Source organism: Mesorhizobium sp. MC2-1-1, from assembly GCF_057597255.1.
This window is the reverse complement of the sequence record NZ_CP195205.1, coordinates 849,864-869,246: the sequence shown is the minus strand read 5'-3', so window position 1 is coordinate 869,246 and position 19,383 is coordinate 849,864. Positions and strand designations below refer to the sequence as shown.

The 19,383-nt window shown below is 64.8% G+C and carries 21 protein-coding genes; 12 read left to right on the top strand and 9 right to left on the bottom strand.

All coding sequences use genetic code 11. The features are described from left to right. Positions 1–32 precede the first annotated feature (32 nt). Positions 33–437, bottom strand: a complete 405-nt coding sequence (locus ACR64R_RS04220) for a VOC family protein (protein WP_487360433.1) — start codon at positions 435–437, stop codon at positions 33–35. Between the two features lie 122 nt (positions 438–559). On the opposite strand from ACR64R_RS04220, the gene ACR64R_RS04215 reads away from it, so the two are divergent. Next, positions 560–1,264, top strand: coding sequence for a helix-turn-helix transcriptional regulator (locus tag ACR64R_RS04215; protein ID WP_487360432.1), 705 nt, complete (start codon positions 560–562; stop codon positions 1,262–1,264). On the opposite strand, the gene ACR64R_RS04210 is transcribed toward ACR64R_RS04215, so the two are convergent. Next, complete coding sequence (locus ACR64R_RS04210) at positions 1,261–1,650, bottom strand: VOC family protein (protein ID WP_487360431.1); 390 nt, start codon at positions 1,648–1,650, stop codon at positions 1,261–1,263. The genes ACR64R_RS04215 and ACR64R_RS04210 overlap by 4 nt on opposite strands. Positions 1,651–1,786: 136 nt before the next feature. On the opposite strand from ACR64R_RS04210, the gene ACR64R_RS04205 reads away from it, so the two are divergent. From ACR64R_RS04205 to ACR64R_RS04195, 3 genes are all read left to right on the top strand, one after another. After that, a complete protein-coding gene (locus tag ACR64R_RS04205; protein WP_487360430.1) occupies positions 1,787–2,593 on the top strand; it encodes a helix-turn-helix transcriptional regulator in 807 nt (268 codons plus the stop codon). A 197-nt stretch (positions 2,594–2,790) separates the two neighbouring features. Next, a complete protein-coding gene (locus tag ACR64R_RS04200) occupies positions 2,791–4,452 on the top strand; it encodes an acyl-CoA synthetase (RefSeq protein WP_487360429.1) in 1,662 nt (553 codons plus the stop codon). Positions 4,453–4,545: 93 nt separating this feature from the next. Then, positions 4,546–5,439, top strand: coding sequence for a hypothetical protein (locus tag ACR64R_RS04195; protein ID WP_487360428.1), 894 nt, complete (start codon positions 4,546–4,548; stop codon positions 5,437–5,439). 36 nt (positions 5,440–5,475) lie between these two features. On the opposite strand, the gene ACR64R_RS04190 is transcribed toward ACR64R_RS04195, so the two are convergent. The 5 genes from ACR64R_RS04190 to ACR64R_RS04170 form a co-directional block, all read right to left on the bottom strand. After that, complete coding sequence (locus ACR64R_RS04190; RefSeq protein ID WP_487360427.1) at positions 5,476–6,897, bottom strand: coiled-coil domain-containing protein; 1,422 nt, start codon at positions 6,895–6,897, stop codon at positions 5,476–5,478. A 404-nt stretch (positions 6,898–7,301) separates the two neighbouring features. Beyond that, a complete protein-coding gene (locus ACR64R_RS04185) occupies positions 7,302–7,811 on the bottom strand; it encodes an Hsp20/alpha crystallin family protein (protein WP_487360426.1) in 510 nt (169 codons plus the stop codon). Positions 7,812–7,903: 92 nt separating this feature from the next. Then, positions 7,904–8,374: an Hsp20 family protein gene (locus ACR64R_RS04180; protein ID WP_487360425.1), complete on the bottom strand. Its 471-nt coding sequence runs from the start codon at positions 8,372–8,374 to the stop codon at positions 7,904–7,906. Positions 8,375–8,549: 175 nt separating this feature from the next. Further along, on the bottom strand, positions 8,550–8,828 hold the full coding sequence (locus ACR64R_RS04175) for an usg protein (RefSeq protein ID WP_487360424.1): 279 nt from the start codon (positions 8,826–8,828) through the stop codon (positions 8,550–8,552). Between the two features lie 11 nt (positions 8,829–8,839). Then, the gene (locus tag ACR64R_RS04170) at positions 8,840–9,184 is read right to left on the bottom strand and encodes a hypothetical protein (protein WP_487360423.1); all 345 of its coding nucleotides are present in this window, start codon (positions 9,182–9,184) and stop codon (positions 8,840–8,842) included. A gap of 328 nt (positions 9,185–9,512) precedes the next feature. Here ACR64R_RS04170 and groES point away from each other — a divergent pair, with 328 nt between their 5' ends. The 7 genes from groES (at position 9,513) to ACR64R_RS04135 (ending at position 16,386) form a co-directional block, all read left to right on the top strand. Then, complete coding sequence (gene groES, locus ACR64R_RS04165; RefSeq protein WP_487360422.1) at positions 9,513–9,827, top strand: co-chaperone GroES; 315 nt, start codon at positions 9,513–9,515, stop codon at positions 9,825–9,827. 61 nt (positions 9,828–9,888) lie between these two features. After that, positions 9,889–11,517: a chaperonin GroEL gene (gene groL, locus ACR64R_RS04160; RefSeq protein WP_487360421.1), complete on the top strand. Its 1,629-nt coding sequence runs from the start codon at positions 9,889–9,891 to the stop codon at positions 11,515–11,517. Positions 11,518–11,587: 70 nt separating this feature from the next. Next, on the top strand, positions 11,588–11,797 hold the full coding sequence (locus tag ACR64R_RS04155) for a hypothetical protein (protein ID WP_487360420.1): 210 nt from the start codon (positions 11,588–11,590) through the stop codon (positions 11,795–11,797). A gap of 80 nt (positions 11,798–11,877) precedes the next feature. Beyond that, entirely contained in the window at positions 11,878–12,267 is a 390-nt protein-coding gene (locus ACR64R_RS04150) for a hypothetical protein (RefSeq protein WP_487360419.1), read from the top strand. A gap of 272 nt (positions 12,268–12,539) precedes the next feature. Further along, on the top strand, positions 12,540–14,432 hold the full coding sequence (gene htpG, locus ACR64R_RS04145; RefSeq protein ID WP_487360418.1) for a molecular chaperone HtpG: 1,893 nt from the start codon (positions 12,540–12,542) through the stop codon (positions 14,430–14,432). 121 nt (positions 14,433–14,553) lie between these two features. Continuing rightward, the gene (locus ACR64R_RS04140; protein ID WP_487360417.1) at positions 14,554–15,234 is read left to right on the top strand and encodes a type 1 glutamine amidotransferase; all 681 of its coding nucleotides are present in this window, start codon (positions 14,554–14,556) and stop codon (positions 15,232–15,234) included. 24 nt (positions 15,235–15,258) lie between these two features. Continuing rightward, positions 15,259–16,386, top strand: a complete 1,128-nt coding sequence (locus ACR64R_RS04135) for a serine hydrolase domain-containing protein (RefSeq protein ID WP_487360416.1) — start codon at positions 15,259–15,261, stop codon at positions 16,384–16,386. Between the two features lie 6 nt (positions 16,387–16,392). Here the strand turns inward: ACR64R_RS04135 and ACR64R_RS04130 are convergent, their stop codons facing one another. After that, entirely contained in the window at positions 16,393–18,015 is a 1,623-nt protein-coding gene (locus tag ACR64R_RS04130; RefSeq protein WP_487360415.1) for an ABC-F family ATP-binding cassette domain-containing protein, read from the bottom strand. 229 nt (positions 18,016–18,244) lie between these two features. Here ACR64R_RS04130 and ACR64R_RS04125 point away from each other — a divergent pair, with 229 nt between their 5' ends. Next, the gene (locus tag ACR64R_RS04125) at positions 18,245–18,559 is read left to right on the top strand and encodes an EthD family reductase (protein WP_487360414.1); all 315 of its coding nucleotides are present in this window, start codon (positions 18,245–18,247) and stop codon (positions 18,557–18,559) included. A gap of 57 nt (positions 18,560–18,616) precedes the next feature. Here the strand turns inward: ACR64R_RS04125 and ACR64R_RS04120 are convergent, their stop codons facing one another. Next, on the bottom strand, positions 18,617–19,360 hold the full coding sequence (locus ACR64R_RS04120) for a 2OG-Fe(II) oxygenase (RefSeq protein WP_487360413.1): 744 nt from the start codon (positions 19,358–19,360) through the stop codon (positions 18,617–18,619). Between the last annotated feature and the right edge of the window lie 23 nt (positions 19,361–19,383).

Here is a 19,383-nt window from a genome sequence, read left to right as displayed (position 1 = left end):
CGCGCAAGCGCCGAGTTATCGAAAGTGAGCCGTCACCTTTCAAACTTCGCGATCGCCTCCGCCGTCACCGGCGTGAAGAAATTCACCAGATTGCCATCGGGATCGCGAAACAGCAGCGAGCGGTTGCCCCACGGCATCGTCACTGGCGCCTGCACCAGCGCCTCGCCCAGGCTATCGGCGAGCCTGCGGTATTCTTCGTCGACATCGGCGACACGGAACTCGACGATGGCGGTGCGATTGGCCGCCGCGCTTGCCACATGGTCGCCGCCGAAGAGCCTAAGCGTGCGCATGCTGCCGATCGCCAGCGTACCGACCTCGGTGATCAGCTCGGCGAAATCCTCGGTATAGAGCGTGAGTTTGACACCGGTTACCGTCTCGTAGAAGTCGACGAGCCGCTTGACGTCCGCAGTGATGATGCGGGTCGAAACGAAATTCATTTGGTCTTCTCCGTCGGCTGGCCGACGAAGACATCTTCGCGGCTGGACGCGCCGGTTGAGGCGCGCTGCACGGGCTTGTGGACCAGGCCTGCTGCCACCATAGTGGCAACAGGAGACATGCCTTGCGCCGCGCCGACCGACTGTTCCAGATCATCCAGATCCTGCGGCGCTCGAGCCGGCCGATCACCGCCAGCCGGATCGCCGAGGAGCTCGAGACCTCGCGCCGCTCGGTCTACCGCGACATCGCCGACCTCATTGGACAGCGCGTGCCGATCCGGGGCGAGGCCGGCCTCGGCTATGTGCTCGACCGCGATTACGACATGCCGCCGCTGATGCTGACGCCGGACGAATTGGAGGCGGCGGTGCTCGGCGCGCAATGGGTGGCCGACAAAGGCGATGCGGTGCTGGCGGGAGCCGCGCGCGACCTGATCGCCAAGATCGCCACCGTCGTGCCGGAGCGGCTGCGCCCCTTCGTCAGCAATCCAACCGTCGGCGCGCCGCTCAGCCGCGCGAGCCGTCCGGACGGGCTCGACATCGCGAGGGCGCGGGCCTCGATCCGCAACGGCCACAAGATCAGGATCCGCTACCGCGACGAACAGGGCGAAGAGAGCGAGCGCGTCATCTGGCCGACGATGATCGGCTATGCCGAGACCGTGCGGCTGCTCGCCGCCTGGTGCGAGCTGCGCCAGGATTTCCGGCATTTCCGCACGGACCGTATATCGGCCGCGACTTTCCTCGACGAGCGCATCGGCTGCCGGACGGGCGAACTGCGCAACCGATGGAGACGGCACATGCAGGCGCAGGGGATTCAACTGCCGCAAGGCTAGATGTCGGCGTAGATCTCCAGCACATTGCCATCGGGATCGCGAAAAAACAGCGTGCGATGGCCCCATGGCTGGTCGGTCGGTTCGCTTTCGATCGCCACGCCTTTCCCACGCAACGTCTCGGCGCATTGATCGACCTGGGCTGGCGTCACGCGGAAGGCCAATTGTACGGAAAGCGCGCTCGCCGGTGTCGGCGCGTCATTGAACATCACGCCGCGCTCCGTGAGCGCCAGAAGGCACGAGCCGACCTGGTAAGCTGTCCAACTCTCGCCCAGGCGGGAATGGACCGCAAAGCCCATGACGTCCTCATAGAAGCTGCGCATGGCCTTCATGTCGCGGGCAAACACGACGGTGTAATCGATATTCCTAATGTTCTTCAGCGCGTTCATGGTCGAGACCTCAGTCTGGCGCCGGGACTTGGCGCGGCATGGTTGTCCGATACGCCGCGTCATTTATACTCGTAGCAAGGTGGTACAAGATGAGCGGCGCTGCTGGTAGCGCCGCTACCCCTTTCGAGGCGCAGCCATGCTGGAGCGAAGCGCGGAGATGGACAGGCGCAAGGAACTTGGCCGCTTCCTGCGCGCCATGCGCGAACGCGTCGAGCCGTCGCGGCATGGCATCCGCGCCGGCACGCGACGGCGCGCAAGCGGGCTGCTGCGCGAAGAAGTGGCACTGCTCGCCGGCATCAGCGCCACCTGGTACACATGGCTGGAACAGGGCCGCGAGGCCAACCCCTCCGCCTCGGTGCTCAATGCGCTGGCCGATGTGCTAAAGCTGCTGCCGGTGGAGCGGGTGCACCTCTTCAAGCTTGCACGACCGGAAAGGCTGCCCGATGCTGCGTCGGCGGGCGACGCCTCGGCCGACCCGCGCATCGCCGAGCTGCTTGCCGCGCTTTCTCCCAACCCGGCCTATGCGCTGAACCGTGCCTGGGATTTCATCGCTTGGAACGACCAGGCGGCGGCCCTGTTCGGTGGTTTCGATCCGGCCGAGTCGACGAAGCGCAATCTGCTCGCACGGCTTTTCCTCGATCCGGCCTGGCGGACATTGTTCGCCGATTGGGAGATCGTGGCGCGCTCGGCGATCGCGCAGTTCCGTGCCGCCACGGTCGGCTACGCGTCGGCTGCCGACATCCGCGCCGTGCTCGATCCACTCAAGGCGCTGAGCCCAGAGTTCGCGCGGCTATGGGCAGAGATGCGGGTGGAGGAAGCGCCGATCTGGTCGAAGCGGCTGGTCGGGCCGAGCGGCGAGGTCGTGACCTATGATTACTTCATGTTGACGCCGGCGGGTGTCGGCAAGGAAATGACCATCAGCCTTTATCGGAAACGTGGGTAGGCAGTTCACACGATGATTCCGATACGGGTGCCAACCTGCTGGCGGAAAAGGCTTTTGATGGGTGGTGCCGTAGCGCCTGACCTCGATCGCTTACCACGCCCCTCGACTTTCGCAGCAATCGACCCGCGCGGTGTTTTCGGGCAATCTCCCTTGGCGGCGATCATGGGGAGATGATCCGCCGCCAAGGGAGGATCGCCATGACCGACACGCCAGCTGCGCCGCCGCGCTACGAAGATGCCGTAGAGCGTTTCCGCATCGAGGACGAGATCGCGCGCCTGCACGGCAATCCGGCCACCGGCATCAACGCCTATGTCGAATGCTGCGGCCGCTACACGGGCGAGAACCGGCTGGCGCTGCGCGCGATTTCGGCCGGCGGAGAATTGCGCGAGTTTTCCTTCGATGATCTCGCCGACATGTCGGGCCGCGTCGGCACTCTGCTCGAGGAGCTCGGCGTCGGCCCCGGCGACGTCGTTGCCGGCATGCTGCCGCGCATTCCCGAGCTGGTGGCGCTGATCCTCGGCACGTGGCGGATCGGCGCGGTCTACCAGCCGCTGTTCACCGCCTTCGGGCCGAAGGCGGTCGAGCATCGCCTGAGCTACAGCAAGGCGAAGCTGTTGGTGACCAACCCCGCCAACCGCGGCAAGCTGGACGAGGTGGAGAACGGTCCGCGCATCGCCACCATCCTTGGCCCCGGCGATGCTCTTCCAGAAGGCGATATCGACTTCCGCGCGGCGATCGCGGCCGCCTCCCCCGACTGCGAGCCGGTGATGCGCAAGGGCTCGGACCTGTTCATGATGATGTCGACCTCCGGCACCACCGGGCACCCGAAAGGCGTGCCGGTGCCGCTCAGCGCGCTCATTGCCTTCGGCGCCTATATGCGCGACGCAATCGGGCTGACTGCCGACGATGTCTTCTGGAACATCGCGGATCCCGGCTGGGCCTATGGGCTCTATTACGCCATCACCGGACCGCTGCAGCTCGGCATCGCCACCACCTTCTACGAGGGCGCCTTCAACGCCCAATCGACCTACGACATCATCGAACGCCTGGGCGTCACCAGCCTTGCCGGCTCGCCGACGGCCTATCGCCTGCTGATGGCGGAGGGGCCCGAGGCCGCGGCTCGCGTCAAAGGCAGGCTGCGCGTGGTGAGCAGCGCCGGCGAGCCCCTCAACCCGGAAGTGATCCGCTGGTTCGAGGCCAACCTGGCCGCGCCGATCCACGACCATTACGGCCAGACCGAGAACGGCATGATGGTCAACAACCATCACGGGCTCAGGCATTCCGTGCGCCCGGGCTCGGCCGGTTTCGCCATGCCGGGCTACCGCATGGTGGTGCTGGATGAGGCAGGCAACGAGCTCGGTCCCAACCAGCCGGGCGTGCTCGCGGTCGATATCGCTCGATCGCCCTTGCGCTGGTTCGGCGGCTACCACCAGGCTGAGACGCCTGCTATCGCGGGAGGCTACTATCGTACCGGCGACACGGTGGAATATGAGCCGGACGGCTCGATCTCCTTCATCGGCCGCGCCGACGACGTCATCACCTCGTCGGGCTATCGGATCGGTCCATTCGATGTCGAGAGCGCGCTGATCGAGCATCCGGCGGTCAACGAGGCGGCCGTCGTCGGCGTGCCCGACCCGCAGCGCACCGAGATAGTCAAGGCTTTCGTTGTGCTGGCGCCGGCCTTCAGGGGCAGCGAGGCGCTGGCCGACGAACTCGCCCTGCATGTGAAGAAGCGGCTGTCGGCGCATTCCTATCCGCGCGAGGTCGAGTTCGTCGCCGAGCTGCCGAAGACGCCGAGCGGCAAGATCCAGCGGTTCCTGCTGCGCAAGGCGGAGGTGGAGAAGCGCAGGGCGCAATAAAGATTTGTCCCTGCCCTGTTTTCCGCCACGCAAAAGCCGCCAAGTCAGACGATGGCTGTAGCCGGGTCTCGATCGCCAATTTGGGGTTAAAGAATGCGGCTGGTCTTAACGCTTCTCTTCGCACTGGCGGGCAGCGCGGCGTTCGCCGCCTCTCCGGAAGACGATTACATCGCGGCGCGCGACAAGGCGATCGCCGATATCACCGCGCAGGAAGGCGCCAACACGGCGATCGAAACCATCGACGCGCAGAACGAGAAGGCGCTCGCCGATCTCCAGCAGCGTCTCACCGCCATCCTCGGCCCGCTTTCGGTAAAGGGTTTTCCCGCGACAGGCACGATCAATATCGAAAGCCTCAACGCCTCCGACATCGGCTACGGCATGCTCGACGGGTTGCGCTATGCACAGAGCGACAATGGCCCCAGCATCGTCGTCTCGACGCGCGGGCTGACCGAACGCTGGCTCAAGTCCAAATCGGCCGAGACGGACGCCGATTTCAAGCTACCCGCCGACATCGACGCGGCGTTGAAGCTCGACGCCTTCTACACCCAGGCGATAGGCAGCGACGCCGCCTTCTCCGGCACGCTCGACTTCTCGCTGAAGAAGCCCGACGGCGCCGACATGGTGGTGGCCAGGCTCGGCGGCTGGACGCAGGATGTCGGGCCTATCTACGAGCAACACGTCGTCGTGGCGGTCGTCAAGGGCGACCGCGTGTTGATCGCGGAGGCGCCCGCCTCGCCGGCCGTGCCGAAGATCGCGGCGTGCGATTCGATCTGGGCAGCAGCCGATGCGGCCGCGCAGAAAGCCCAGCAGACCGATCAGGGCGCGGACCAGGACAGCCCGCAGGCTTCCGACCCCGCCAACGCCGTCTGGGAGAAAGGCGATGCCGACTACCGCGCCTGCATGGCCCAGCGGCTGCCCGGCGATCCTTCCTTCCCGGCACTGCTGAAGCAGGCCCAGGACCTTGCCGACGGCATGGCGGGCAAATAGCCTGCCAGCACGACTACAGCTTGCGCGGCGGTCTTCTCAGCTCGCGTTGACGCGCAGGTTCCGGCGGGGAACACGCCGCGCGACGGGGCGCGCCGTTTCCGCGATCAGCCCATTGGCTTGAGGCGCGGCATCCTTGCGCGACCTTGCGTCGGTCACCCGGTGCAGCCGCTCGTAAGGCAGCAATTCCCGGATGCGGGCGTTGAGCGCGTCGATCTCGGCGCGCAGATCCTCGCATTCCTGCTTCTGGATATCGAGCTGGATCTGCTCGGATGCCTGCTGCAGTGAAAGTTGCGAGAGATTGGTGCTGACCACCGAGAGGCTCTTCTTGTCGGCTTCGCTTTCCTCCTTGAGGACCGCGAGCCTTTCCTCGGCGATCTGGCGTTCGGTGACCGCATCGCCCAACTGCGCCTTGAGCCTGGTGACCTCGGCCGTGGCTTCGACATGGTCGCTCGAAACCTTGTCCAGACGCGACTGAAGGTCCTGGATCTCGGCACGCAAACCGCGCATTTCCGCTTGGCTGCGCGCCAATTCGGCGGCGCTGTCGCTTTCGGCGATCCGCGCCGCTTCTGCCGTTTCGGCGAGCCTGGCCTGCGTCGCCTCCAGCATCTTCTGCAGTCGGGTTTCTTCCTTTTCGTGGTTACCGAGTTGAGCCATCAGCTCGGCAATATGGACGGTTTCGCTGGCGTGGGTCGCCGCAAACTCGTCGAATTTGTGCCGGGCCTCCGCCTCGCGCTTTTGCGCCTGCTCCAGATCGACCGAGAGGCCGACCTGCTTTTCGCGCAGCAACTTGTTCTCGGCGGCGCGTCTGTCGAGTTCCACCGTTTTTGCCGTCAGAGCCTTGACGATCTCGCCGAACTCCGTCTCGCGCCTGGCGCTCTCATTGCTCATCTCCACGAGTTCCAGCCGCGCAGCGGCAAGCGCCGTCCGCAACTGCTCGCGGTCCTGGACGAGGCTCGCCTCGCGCTGTTGCCAGGCCTCTGCCGCGCCGTCGCGCTCGCGCTGCCTGCGGGCGGCGTCGAGCAGTTGTTCCGTAAGTGTCCTGTGCTCGGTGGTGAGAGCGAGGTTTGCCAGCTCCAGTTCGTTGGAGCGCAAGACGTCGCGGTGGAAGACGTTCAGGACCTCACGCGTCATGTGATGGGCGCTGGCGATCTCGGCCAGCTTCGCCTCGATCTCCTGCAGATGGCCCTGGCCATCCCGGAAAAGCCCGACGACGGCTTCCAGGGCGGCCAGCCGCGTCTGGGTATGCGGCGTCAGCCGCGATGCCGTCGCGTCCGACGGCTCATCGGATGGCGGATTGTCGTCTCGGGCCACCAGGTCCTGGTCGGCGACGTCGCCTTCAGGCGGCGCCTTTTCTTCATCGGCGAGAACGTCCTCGAATGCCTCCGCCAGATCCGATTGGAGTTCCTGAAATTCCTTATCGACGTCCTCGGCCCGCTTGATCAGAGACTTGAAATTCATCACGGCACATCCCTTAAGTTCGCGCCCAAGTCGTACTTAACGAATTACTAATTTATTCCATTAGCTTGCGTTGGCAAAGCCTCTCCGAAAGAAACCGAAATTAAGGTTATCAGGGGATCCGGGTTCTGCGGACGCACCGGTAGGTGAGCGGTGTTCCGGCCATAACATATGCTATTCTCATTTCTTGATGGACGCTGAAAACTCGCGCCTCCAAGGGGACAAGACAGCAAGGTGCTTGTCATCATTCACATGAGCGATACGAAGACTTCAGAATGCAAGACGGAAGCTCCCCGCGCATGGATTCTCTCTGGCGGGCGACCTGAGAAAGGCGCTGCGCGGGCAACCGACGGCCGCAGCCCTGGAAGGACGTGGGAGGCGCATGTGCGACCTCCCGCGTCGATGCATCAAGTCTTGATGTCGATACGCTTGACCTGCGACTGCGCCTTCTCGCTCTTCGGCAGGGTGACGGTCAGCACGCCGTTCCTGAAGCGCGCATCTACCTCGTCCTCCTTCACCTCGTAGCCGACCGGGATATGGCGTTCGAACCGGCCGTAGTAGCGCTCGGAGAACTGCCTGTCCCTGTCGTCCGTCTCGGAGCGCTTCTCGCCTCGCAGCGTCAGCACGTCATCGTCGAGGAGAACCTCGATGTCCTTCTGTTCGAGGCCAGGCAACTCGGCCGTCACCTTGATCTCCTTGTCGCCGCTGGAGATCTCGACGCTCGGCCAAGCGGCGCCGGGGGCGGAGACACCGCCCAAGGATGGCAATCGGCTGTCGAAACCACGGAGAACATCGTCGAACAGGCGGTTCACCTGGCGATGCAGAGACAGGAACGGGTCGCGCTCGCCATCGCGGAACAGGCTCGGAACCTGGTTGCCGTTGCCACGGCTCCAGGGAAGCAGATCACGAACACTCATGTTTTCCTCCATCTGGTCGTCGGCTGAAACGTTTCCTGCGCGCCGGGCGATATGCCCGGCGCGTTGCTCGTATGCGCGACAGGGATGGCCGCTCAGGCGGCCTGCTTTTCGGCCTCGATCTTCTTTGTCGTGACTTTCGCCTTGTCCGCCGCGATCTCGATCCGCCGGGGTTTCATCTCTTCCGGAATCTCACGCTTCAGGTCGATCGTCAGCAGGCCATTGACGAGGCTGGCGCCGACGACCCGGACGTGATCGGCAACCTCGAAGCGGCGCTGGAACGCGCGTCCGGCAATGCCGCGATGCAGGTACTCGCCCTTATCCTCGCCGGCTTTCTGGCCCGAGATCAGGAGCATGTTCTGCTCCTGGGTAATGTCGAGCTCGTCCTGGGAGAAGCCGGCCACGGCCATCGTGATGCGGTAGTCGTCTTGGCCGATCTTGGCGATGTCGTAGGGTGGCCAGTTGTCGACCGTCTCGACCCGGCTCGCCGTTTCGAGCGCGCTCAGCATCCGGTCGAAACCGACGCTCGAGCGGAACAGGGGACTGAAGTCAAAAGTGGTTCTCATAGCTACATCCTCCATTGAGCAACATAGATACGAGGGGCGCCAAGGAAGCGGCGCCCCTTGACCTTGCCGGTCTCTCAAGCACCGACGGAATCGATCTGGGAATTCGTGAGCGGAACGTCAAGGCCCGTCACAATTCAGAAGGCTGTCGCCAGCGCGACAGCCTTGGCTCTCATCTTCAATGGATCGCGATGATCCCGTCGACCGAGCGCCATTCAGACGGCCCGATGAGCCGGTGATGGGCGACACGAACGGAATGCAAGCCGCCCGCCAGTTCGCGCTCCCAAAAGCCCAGGAAGCCCCTTAGTTCGGGAAAATGCGGGGCGAGATCATAGTCCTGCCAAACGTAAAGCTGGAGCAGACTGGGGTGGTCGGGCAGATAGTAATGGATCTCGGCAGTGGTCAGCCCATAGCCGTTCATCTGCGCGCGGAATTGCCTGCTGACGGCACTCGCCATGCCTCCCTCCCTCACGCGCTCAGTCGGTCGACCACCTGGCGGGCTTCATCAGCAGGCCCAGGAGGCGTCGGCGCGGATGCGTTGAGGTGGCGCAGCGCATCCATGATGTCGTCGAAGGAGACCGGGCGCTCGACCCCCGGCGGATGGCGCAGCGCCGGCATCGATTCCACGGCGCAAGCGTCGGACGCCCAAGAGGAAAGGATCGCCCGCTTTTCCCATATGTCGAGCGAGTCCTGCTCCAACACGTCCTGCGGATGCTTAAAATGCCTGGCCGGCGTCAGCAGCCGGTCGAGCGAGAGGTCCGATATTTCGGGAGCCAGGGTAGGAATGATCGGCGAAATCGTCTGTCGGTCCATTTCTGTCCTCCGTCTCCAAAAACTCCTTGTTCGGGTTCACATTCCTAGCGGGTCCGGGGGTGCCGGCGGCCGATAATCTTGTTCAACTCAATTGCGAATTCAAGCTCTCGTTTTGTCGGCGCGATGGAAATTACCGCATGTTTTCAGCGCCCTGGCACTCACGGCTGGAGAGTGCCAAAAAATTTGCGACCCCCTCTTGAAAGTGGAACAAGGCAAAATTAGCTCGACATGCGCGCGACGCCGAAAGGGTCGCGCGAGCCCCGCTCCGGTCCTGCCGGTCCGGAGCGGAGGAACCTCTCGCAATCTGTTTGTCCTGAAGGAGAACGATATGACGTTCCGTCCATTGCACGACCGAGTACTCGTCCGTCGCATCGAGGCCGAAGAAAAGACGGCCGGCGGCATCATCATCCCCGACACAGCCAAGGAAAAGCCGCAGGAGGGCGAAGTCATCGCCGTCGGCCCGGGGGCTCGTGACGAGAGTGGGAAGCTCGTGCCCCTCGACGTAAAGGTCGGCGACCGCATCCTGTTCGGCAAGTGGTCCGGCACCGAGATCAAGCTCGACGGCAAGGACCTGCTCATCATGAAGGAAAGCGACGTGATGGGCGTGATCGAGCAGGCCGCGACGCTGAAGAGAGCCGCCTGACCGGGGCTTCTATCCAACCACTACCCAGTCAATGAAAACTGCCTAAGCAAGGAGTGATCCCATGGCTGCCAAGGAAGTAAAATTCCATTCCGACGCCCGCGAGCGCATGCTGCGCGGCGTCAACATCCTCGCCGACGCGGTGAAGGTCACCCTCGGCCCGAAGGGCCGCAACGTCGTCATCGACAAGTCGTTCGGCGCGCCGCGCATCACCAAGGACGGCGTCACCGTCGCCAAGGAGATCGAGCTCGAGGACAAGTTCGAGAACATGGGCGCCCAGATGGTGCGCGAAGTCGCATCCAAGACCAATGACCTCGCCGGCGACGGCACCACAACTGCCACCGTGCTCGCCCAGGCGATCGTTCGCGAAGGCGCCAAGGCCGTCGCCTCGGGCATGAACCCGATGGATCTGAAGCGCGGCATCGACAAGGCGGTGGATGCCGTCGTCGCCGAACTCAAGGCCAACGCCCGCAAGATCACCAAGAACGACGAGATCGCCCAGGTCGGCACCATCTCGGCCAATGGGGATGCCGAGATCGGCCGCTTCCTGGCCGAAGCGATGGAAAAGGTCGGCAACGAAGGCGTCATCACCGTCGAGGAAGCCAAGACCGCCGACACCGAGCTGGAAGTCGTGGAAGGCATGCAGTTCGACCGCGGCTATCTTTCGCCCTACTTCATCACCAACCAGGACAAGATGCGCGTCGAACTCGACGAGCCCTATGTGCTGATCCATGAGAAGAAGCTCGGCAATCTGCAGGCCCTGCTTCCCGTGCTCGAAGCCGTCGTGCAGTCGGGCAAGCCGCTGCTGATCATTGCTGAGGATGTCGAAGGCGAGGCTCTGGCAACCCTGGTGGTCAACAAGCTGCGCGGCGGACTGAAGGTCGCCGCCGTCAAGGCCCCGGGCTTCGGCGACCGCCGCAAGGCCATGCTGGAGGACATCGCGATCCTTACCGGCGGCACGGCCATCAGCGAGGATCTCGGCATCAAGCTGGAAAACGTCACCCTGGAGATGCTCGGCCGCGCCAAGAAGGTGGCGATCGAGAAGGAGAACACCACCATCGTCGACGGCGCCGGCAAAAAGGAGGAGATCCAGGGCCGCGTCACGCAGATCAAGGCGCAGATCGAGGAAACCACCTCCGACTACGATCGCGAGAAGCTTCAGGAGCGGCTGGCCAAGCTCGCGGGCGGCGTCGCGGTGATCCGCGTCGGCGGCGCCACGGAAGTCGAGGTCAAGGAGAAGAAGGACCGCGTCGACGATGCGCTGCATGCGACGCGTGCCGCGGTCGAGGAAGGCATTCTGCCGGGCGGCGGCGTTGCCCTGCTCAGGGCGGCAAAGGCGCTCGATGCGGTTGCCGTCGACAATCCCGACCAGAGATACGGCGTCGACATCGTGCGTCGCGCGATCGAGGCGCCGGCGCGTCAGATCGCCGAGAATGCCGGGGCGGAAGGTTCGATCGTCGTCGGCAAGCTGCGCGAGAAGACCGACTTCGCCTTCGGCTGGAACGCCCAGACCGGTGAATATGGCGACCTCTACAAGCAGGGCGTGATCGATCCCGCAAAGGTGGTGCGCACCGCTCTCCAGGACGCGGCCTCGGTCGCAGGCCTGCTCGTCACCACCGAGGCGATGGTGGCAGAGAAGCCGAAGAAGGAGGCCGCGCCGGCCATGCCGGCCGGCGCCGGAATGGACTTCTAAGACATCGATAGACAGCCCGCTCCCGGCAACGGGGGCGGGCATCTCATGACGATGGGAGGCCACGATGGACATGATGATGAAGGGCGAAACGGTCCCGGCGCCGACGCATCCGGCAACTGAATTCCTCGCCCATGAAGCCGAATGCCGAAGCGTGTTGAAGCCACTGTTGGCAGGTCTGCTCGACGCGGCCGAATCCGCCGGATGGAACCGGCGGACCGCCGCCTCGACGCTGATGTTCCTTGCCGCGAAGCAGGTGTCGGCCACCGAGGCATCTTCTTGAAGCTGCGCGAAACCGGGCCGGCCTGAGGTCCACCGACTTTATCGAACGGATTTGACGATTGCACAGGAAACCTGGTTGCCATGATTGCGGGACGACTGCGGGAATGCCTGAGAATCTTGCGATGGGATGCCGCCGACCTGGCGCAGGAACTGGCCTGCCCCAGGGACGATGTGGCGCGCTGGCTTGAAGGGCGTTCGCCGGTTCCTCTGGCGGTCGCCGCCTGGATCGAGGCCCTGGTCAAGGCCCATGGGGCACTGCCGCGGCCTCGCCTGAACCAGCCGATTTCAGGGACGCCGGCGGAGCCCGTAGTCGTCAAAGCCTTCACTGGAGAGATTGGCTATCAGCAGCCGCAAGGGATCGTCCTGCAATCCCCCTACCCGCGCCGCAACACGCTCGCCGCCGTCCATCGATCCGCGGCGATGGCCGCGCATCCGAAGGGAGCTTCCGCACCTGAACCAGGGCCACATTGAAGAACCCACCGTGCCGCCACCTTGAGTCTGGTGGTTCGAAGCCGGACCAGGGACGGTCGCCGGATCCAGGTCGGATTGGCGGAGAACGAGGGCAACGCGCACGCGCGGAACTTGGAACAACGCGGGTTGCCATCGCGGGAAGCGCCGATATTCTGGTGACGGACATTTCGCTGGCGTCGTCCAGCGAGCGGGGCCTCAAGCAAAAGCAACGAAGAAATCGACACCCGGCATTTGCCGGCGTGGCGGACGAAATACCAACGCGGGAATTGTGAATGACGACGGATACCAAGCAAACTGAAACCAGAACATTCGAGGCGGACGTCTCGCGGCTGCTGCACATGATGGTGCATTCGGTCTATTCGGACCGGGATGTGTTCCTGCGCGAGCTGATCTCCAATGCGGCCGACGCCTGCGAGAAGCTGCGCTTCGAAGCGGTGAGCCGGCCCGAGCTTCTGGGCGACGATGCCAAGCCGCGCATCACGATCTCCGCGGATGCGGACAACAAGCAACTCTCCGTCGAGGACAACGGCATCGGCATGAGCCGTGACGAGATGGCCGAGGCGCTGGGCACCATCGCGCGCTCCGGCACGCGCGCCTTCATGGAACGCGTGGAGGCCGGCAAGGCGGCCGAAGACACGCAGCTCATCGGCCAGTTCGGCGTCGGCTTCTACTCGGCCTTCATGGTCGCCGACCGCGTCGACGTCATCAGCCGCCAGGCCGGCAGCGACGAGGCCTTCCGCTGGTCGTCCGACGGCAAGGGCACCTATGAGATCGCGCCGGCGCCGCTCGAGGCGGCGCCCGGGCGCGGCACGCGCGTGGTGCTGCACCTGATGGAAGACGCCACCTCCTACACCACGCCCTATCGGCTCGAAGGGCTGGCGAAGTCGCAGTCGGGCCATGTGCCGGTGCCGATCACGCTGGTCGAGAAGCCCGGCGCCGAGCCGCGCGATATCGCCGACGGCACGGCACTGTGGGTGCGACAGAAGAGCGAGATCAAGCCGGAGGAATATACCGACTTCTACCGCAGCATCGCCGGCCAGTATGACGAGCCGGCCTCTACGATCCACTTCCGCGCCGAGGGGCGGCAGGAATACAGCGTGCTTGCCTTCGTGCCCGGATCGCGGCCGTTCGACCTCTTCGACCAGGACCGCAAGGGCCGCATGAAGCTCTATGTGCGGCGCGTATTCATCACCGACGATGCCGATCTCCTGCCGCGCTACCTGCGCTTCGTGCGCGGCCTGGTCGACTCAGCCGACCTGCCGCTCAACGTCTCGCGCGAGATGATCCAGGAAAGCCCCCTGCTCGCCGCGATCCGCAAGGGCGTGACCAACCGCGTGCTCGGCGACCTTGCCAAGACCGCCGAAAACGATGCCGAGACTTATGCGAAAATCTGGGAGAACTTCGGCGTCGTCCTGAAGGAAGGGCTGTATGAGGATTACGAGCGGCGCGAGCAGTTGCTGAAGCTTGCCCGTTTCCGCTCGACCGCTTCGGGCGAAAGCTGGCGCAGCCTCGCCGACTACGCTGGAGCGATGAAGGAAGGCCAGAAGGCGATCTTCTTCATGGCCGGCGACGACCGCGCCCGGCTCGAAGCCTCGCCGCAGCTCGAAGGTTTTCGCGCGCGCGGCATTGAGGTGCTGCTGCTCACCGACCCGGTCGACAGTTTCTGGGTGACGATGGCGCCGGAATTCGACGGCAAGCCGTTCAAGTCGGTGACGCAGGGCGCGGCCGACCTTGCCGACATCGCGCTGCCCGACGACGCGGCGAAGCCGGACACCGAGACGTCGTCAAACATCGCGGCGTTCCTGGCTTTCGTGAAGACGACGCTTGGCGAGGAGGTGTCGGACGTGAAGGCCTCCGACCGGCTGACCGAAAGCGCCGTCTGCCTCGTCGCGCCCGAGCATGGCCCGGACCGCCAGTTCGAGCGCCTGCTCAACGCCGCCGGCCGGCTCGACAAGGCCGCCAAGCCGATCCTCGAGATCAACCCGCGCCATGAGCGCGTGGCGGCGCTGGCAAAGCTCGGCGACGATGAGAAGGCGTTCAAGGAAGACGCAGCGCATCTCCTGTACGACGAAGCGCGCGTGCTCGACGGCGACAAGCCGGCCGATGCCAAGGCCTTCTCGGCGCGCCTTGCGCGGCTGATCGATCGCGGCCTGGCGAAGGGGTGATGGGCCGCGCCGCGCTTGATCGGCTTGCCGGCGTCCAGCGGCAACTGGGCGCTGGCACATTTCGGACAGGCCGCTAAGCTGTATCGGCTATTCGCCGGTTGAGTAAGCGGCAGGAGCCCCGATGAAGCGCATCGTTCTCGTCAGGCACTCGGAAGAACCGGGCGACGACCATGTCCAGACGACGCTGGAAGCCAACGGCCATGCGATCAAAACCGCGATGCCGTTCAAGGGCGAGCGGATCGATCTCGACGCCGTCGAAGGGGCCGTCATCTATGGCGGCCCGTTCAATGTCTTCGACACCGACGAACATCCGTTCCTAAACGACGAGGCCGCGCTGATCGAGCATTGCCTGGCCAACGACCTGCCGCTGCTCGGCATCTGCCAGGGCGCGCAGCAGATCGCCTGGCACCTCGGCGCCGATGTCGGGCCGGTGGAAAGCGGCATCAGGGAGTTCGGCTATTTCGAGATCACGCCGACGCCCGAAGCCGGCGATTTCCTCGACCGGCCGCTCTTCCTGCCGCAGAACCATTTTCATACCTTCGCCCTGCCGGCGGGCGCCGTGCACCTCGCCTCGAGCGAGATTTTCCCGAACCAGGCGTTCCGGATCGGCGACAAGACCTACGGCTTGCAGTTCCATGCCGAGCAGGGCCCGGTCGGCTTCCGGCGCTGGCAGGAGCGGCTTGGCGCGCCCTACGGAACGCTCGGCGCGCAGGACCGGGACGAACAGGATCGGCTGATGGCAGAGCACCACGCGGCGCAGCTTGCCTGGTTCAGCGGGTTTGTGACCAGGCTTTTCGGCTGAGGCGCTTTCGACGGGAGTTCGCGCATGACCATGGAAGGCTTCTGCGATCCGCGTTTTGAGGGTGTGCGCGATGCGTTCGCCTGGTGTTTCGCTCAAGGCCTCGAGCATGGCGGCGGCGTCTCGGTGGTGGCGGGCGCCAGGACCGTCGTCGATCTTTGGGGCGGCCATGCGGACGCCGCGCGCACCCGCCCATGGCAGCGCGGCACGCTGGTCAATGTATGGTCCTCCACCAAGGGCGTCGTGGCGCTGGCGCTCGCAATACTGGTGGATCGTGGCAAGCTGGATTACGCCGCGCCGGTCGCGCGCTATTGGCCCCAATTCGCGGCCGGCGGCAAGGAGCGCATCACGCTCGATCAAGTGATGTCGCACCGGTCCGGGCTGAACGGTCTCGCCGTGCCAATGGACGAGGCGGGCATGCTCGCCTGGGTGCCCTATGTCGACGCGCTTGGCTCCATGTCGCCGCTGTGGGAGCCCGGCAGCCGCTGCGTCTACCACGCCCTGAGCTATGGCCATCTTGCCGGGGAGGTGCTGCGGCGCGTCGACGGGCGCAGCATCGGCCGCTTCATCGCGCAAGAGATCGCTGGTCCGATCGGGGCCGATTTCCATGTCGGCCTGCCGCAAAGCGAGGATTACCGCACCGCCGAGATGATCGAGGGCCCGAAGGCTTCCGAATGGGTGGAGTTCGTGCGCGCCTCGCCCTTTCCCCACGCATGCGACAATCCCACGCCCCGCGCCCTGGCGCCCAACGACCGGGCCTGGCGCGCCGCCGAGGTGCCGGGTGGCAACGGCCAGTCAACGGCCCATGCGCTGGCGCTTATCTACGGGATGATGGCAGCAGGTGGAACCTGGGAAGGCAAGCCCCTGATCGGTCGCGCCGCGATCGAAGAGGCCACGAGGCCGCGCTTTCGCGGCATGGACGACAGCTTCGCGCTGCCGGCCGCCTTTGCCGCCGGCTTTCAGATCGAGGATCCTGTCTATGCCGGCCGCGCCTCCCCGCGGAGCTTCGGCCATACCGGCTGGGGCGGCGCCATCGGCTTTGCGGACCCGGAAGCCGGCCTCGGATTCGGCTATGTCACCAATCGCATGGTTGGGTTCGACGACTTGGATCCACGCCGCAAGGCGCTGATCGACGCCGTCTACGACGCGCTCTAAGCCACGCTAACTTCTCAGCCCCGGTGCTTCCTGGCCGGTGCGGGCGACATATTCCGTATAGCCGCCGCCATAGGTGTGGACGCCTTCGGGCGTCAGTTCCAACACGCGGTTCGACAGGGCCGCCAGGAAATGCCGGTCGTGCGAGACGAACAGCATCGTGCCTTCATATTGCGACAGCGCCTCGATCAGCATCTGCTTGGTCGTGATGTCGAGATGGTTGGTCGGCTCGTCGAGCACCAGAAGGTTGGGCGGATCGAACAGCATCAGCGCCATCACCAGCCGCGCCTTCTCGCCGCCTGACAGCACGCGGCACTTCTTCTCGATCTCGTCGCCTGAAAAGCCGAAGCAGCCCGCCAGAGCCCTGAGCGGCGCCTGGCCGGCCTGCGGGAAATTATCCTCCAGCGTCTGGAAGACGGTGCGCTCGCCGTCGAGCAGCTCCATGGCGTGCTGGGCGAAATAGCCCATCTTGACGCTCGGGCCACGCGCGACCGAGCCCTGGTCCGGTTCGGAAGCGCCGGCGACCAGCTTCAGCAGCGTCGACTTGCCGGCGCCGTTGACGCCCATCACGCACCAGCGCTCGCGGCGGCGGATCTGGAAGTCCAGGCCCGAATAGATGGAGCGGCTGCCGAAGGATTTGTGGATGCCCTTCAGCGTCGCCACGTCCTCGCCGCAGCGCGGCGCCGGCTGGAACTCGAAGGCCACCGTCTGGCGGCGCTTCGGCGGCTCGACGCGGTCGATCTTGTCAAGCTTCTTCACCCGGCTCTGCACCTGGGCGGCATGGGAGGCGCGTGCCTTGAATCGTTCGATGAAGGCGATCTCCTTGGCCAGCATCGCCTGCTGGCGCTCGAACTGCGCCTGAAGCTGCTTGTCGGCCAGCGCCCGCTGCTCCTGGTAGAATTCATAGTTGCCGGAATAGGAGGTGAGCGCACCCGCGTCGATCTCGATGATCTTGTTGACGATGCGGTTCATGAACTCGCGGTCGTGCGACGTCATCAGCAGCGCGCCGTCATAGTCCTTCAGGAATTTTTCCAGCCAGATCAGGCTTTCGAGGTCGAGATGGTTCGACGGCTCGTCGAGCAGCATGACGTCGGGCCGCATCAGAAGGATGCGGGCCAGCGCGACGCGCATCTTCCAGCCGCCCGAGAGTTTGGAGACATCACCGTCCATCATCTCCTGCGAGAAGCCTAGACCGTCCAGCACTTCGCGGGCGCGGCCGTCCAGCGCATAGCCGTCGAGCTCCTCGAAGCGGTGCTGCAATTCGCCGTAGCGCTCAATGATCTGATCCATCTCGTCGGCGCGTTCTGGATCGCCCATGGCGTGCTCGAGCTCGCGCATCTCGGCGGCCACCGCGCTCACCGGCCCGGCGCCTTCCATGACCTCGGCGACGGCGCTCAAACCGCCCATGTCGCCCACATCCTGGCTGAAATAGCCGATGGTGACGCCGCGATCGACCGAGACCTGGCCTTCGTCGGGCTGCTCCTGACCGATGATCATGCGGAACAAGGTCGTCTTGCCGGCGCCGTTGGGGCCGACCAGCCCGACCTTCTCGCCCTTCTGCAAGGCGGCCGAGGCTTCGATGAAGACGATCTGTCGGCCGTTCTGCTTGCCGATGTTTTCAAGACGGATCATGGGGCGGTCCGGGGAGGCTGGTGCGGGAGTGGCGGGATTTGCCCGGGCGTGTACGCGAATGGGCGCGGCAGGGGAAGAGGCAGAAGCGCCGCAGATCGCGACGATGCCCGCGTCTGCACGTGCGAAAACAAGAATGCGGTGATTGTCGAAATCCGCCCTCCCGGGACGACAATGGCGTGGCGGCCCGCATGGCCCCGACCAGCGACACCAACAGCACAGGAATACGACGATGGCCAAGATGCTCGTGATCTACAAAACGCCGGCCGATCCGGCCGCATTCGACCGGCATTATTTCGAGGTTCATGTGCCGCTCGCCAAGCAGCTTCCGGGCCTGAGGCGCTACGACATCAGCCGGCGGCCCATCATCAAGCGGTCTGCGGGCGAGATGCCGTATCTGGTGGGGACGCTGTACTTCGACAGCCTCGCCGACATGCAGAGCGCGTTCGCCTCCGAAATCGGCATTGCCTGCGCCGCCGACCGGCGGATACTCGCGCCGGGCGACGACGACCTGACGATGTTGCTGTTCGACGTCGACGAAGTGTGAACCTTCACCGGGACCGAACGGCCAGCGAAACGAAGTGCCTCGCTGGACTCCAAGACGCTATGCCGCGTCGTGGAAGATGATGCCCACGGTGTGCCGACGCCCGGAACGCAGGCGGCTGACACCGTGGCGCAGGTTCACGCGATAATATCCCTTGGTGCCCCGCACCGGCCGGTTGTGAACGGCGAAGATCACCGCATCGCCTTTCCTCAGCGACACGACCTCGGCGCGGCTCTGCATGCGCGGGCGCTGCTCGGTGAGCACGAACTCGCCGCCGGTGAAATCCTCGCCGGGCTCGGAAAGCAGGATCACCACCTGCAGGGGAAAGGCGAGCGCGCCGTAGAGGTCCTGGTGCAGGCAGTTGAAGTCGCCTGGACCGTACTGCAGGAGAAGCGGCGTCGGTCGTGGCTGTCCGGCGCCGTGGCACCGCTCCAGGAAGGCCGCATGGTCGGCGGGATAGCGCTGCGCAACGCCCATCTTCTCGTTCCAGTCATTGGCGACAGCGGCGAGACTTGGATAAAGCGCGGTGCGCAGGCCCTCGATCATATCGGGGAGCGGATAACGGAAGTAACGGTACTCGCCCTTGCCGAAACCGTGGCGCGCCATCACCACATGGCTGCGGAAATGTTCCTCGCGCGGATAGAGCGCGGCGATCTCGGCGCATTCGTCCGGGGAGAGCAGCTTTTCCATGACAGCGCAGCCGTGCACGTTGAGGTCTGACACGAGCGCGCGCCAATCCTGTGCGGCGACGCGGGATTCGGCTGAGCGGCTGGCACGCTTGGTGCTCAATGAATGGACGGTCATTGGGGTGCCTCCTTTGCCTGGTG

Coding starts and splice junctions, on each gene's coding strand:
- ACR64R_RS04180 (WP_487360425.1), bottom strand. CDS start 8,374: ATGAGAACCACTTTTGACTTCAGTCCCCTGTTCCGCTCGAGCGTCGGT.
- ACR64R_RS04175 (WP_487360424.1), bottom strand. CDS start 8,828: ATGGCGAGTGCCGTCAGCAGGCAATTCCGCGCGCAGATGAACGGCTAT.
- htpG (WP_487360418.1), top strand. CDS start 12,540: ATGACGACGGATACCAAGCAAACTGAAACCAGAACATTCGAGGCGGAC.
- groL (WP_487360421.1), top strand. CDS start 9,889: ATGGCTGCCAAGGAAGTAAAATTCCATTCCGACGCCCGCGAGCGCATG.
- ACR64R_RS04130 (WP_487360415.1), bottom strand. CDS start 18,015: ATGATCCGTCTTGAAAACATCGGCAAGCAGAACGGCCGACAGATCGTC.
- ACR64R_RS04220 (WP_487360433.1), bottom strand. CDS start 437: ATGAATTTCGTTTCGACCCGCATCATCACTGCGGACGTCAAGCGGCTC.
- ACR64R_RS04195 (WP_487360428.1), top strand. CDS start 4,546: ATGCGGCTGGTCTTAACGCTTCTCTTCGCACTGGCGGGCAGCGCGGCG.
- ACR64R_RS04120 (WP_487360413.1), bottom strand. CDS start 19,360: ATGACCGTCCATTCATTGAGCACCAAGCGTGCCAGCCGCTCAGCCGAA.
- ACR64R_RS04135 (WP_487360416.1), top strand. CDS start 15,259: ATGACCATGGAAGGCTTCTGCGATCCGCGTTTTGAGGGTGTGCGCGAT.
- ACR64R_RS04185 (WP_487360426.1), bottom strand. CDS start 7,811: ATGAGTGTTCGTGATCTGCTTCCCTGGAGCCGTGGCAACGGCAACCAG.
- ACR64R_RS04205 (WP_487360430.1), top strand. CDS start 1,787: ATGCTGGAGCGAAGCGCGGAGATGGACAGGCGCAAGGAACTTGGCCGC.
- ACR64R_RS04210 (WP_487360431.1), bottom strand. CDS start 1,650: ATGAACGCGCTGAAGAACATTAGGAATATCGATTACACCGTCGTGTTT.
- ACR64R_RS04140 (WP_487360417.1), top strand. CDS start 14,554: ATGAAGCGCATCGTTCTCGTCAGGCACTCGGAAGAACCGGGCGACGAC.
- ACR64R_RS04125 (WP_487360414.1), top strand. CDS start 18,245: ATGGCCAAGATGCTCGTGATCTACAAAACGCCGGCCGATCCGGCCGCA.
- ACR64R_RS04190 (WP_487360427.1), bottom strand. CDS start 6,897: ATGAATTTCAAGTCTCTGATCAAGCGGGCCGAGGACGTCGATAAGGAA.
- ACR64R_RS04150 (WP_487360419.1), top strand. CDS start 11,878: ATGATTGCGGGACGACTGCGGGAATGCCTGAGAATCTTGCGATGGGAT.
- ACR64R_RS04170 (WP_487360423.1), bottom strand. CDS start 9,184: ATGGACCGACAGACGATTTCGCCGATCATTCCTACCCTGGCTCCCGAA.
- groES (WP_487360422.1), top strand. CDS start 9,513: ATGACGTTCCGTCCATTGCACGACCGAGTACTCGTCCGTCGCATCGAG.
- ACR64R_RS04200 (WP_487360429.1), top strand. CDS start 2,791: ATGACCGACACGCCAGCTGCGCCGCCGCGCTACGAAGATGCCGTAGAG.
- ACR64R_RS04155 (WP_487360420.1), top strand. CDS start 11,588: ATGATGATGAAGGGCGAAACGGTCCCGGCGCCGACGCATCCGGCAACT.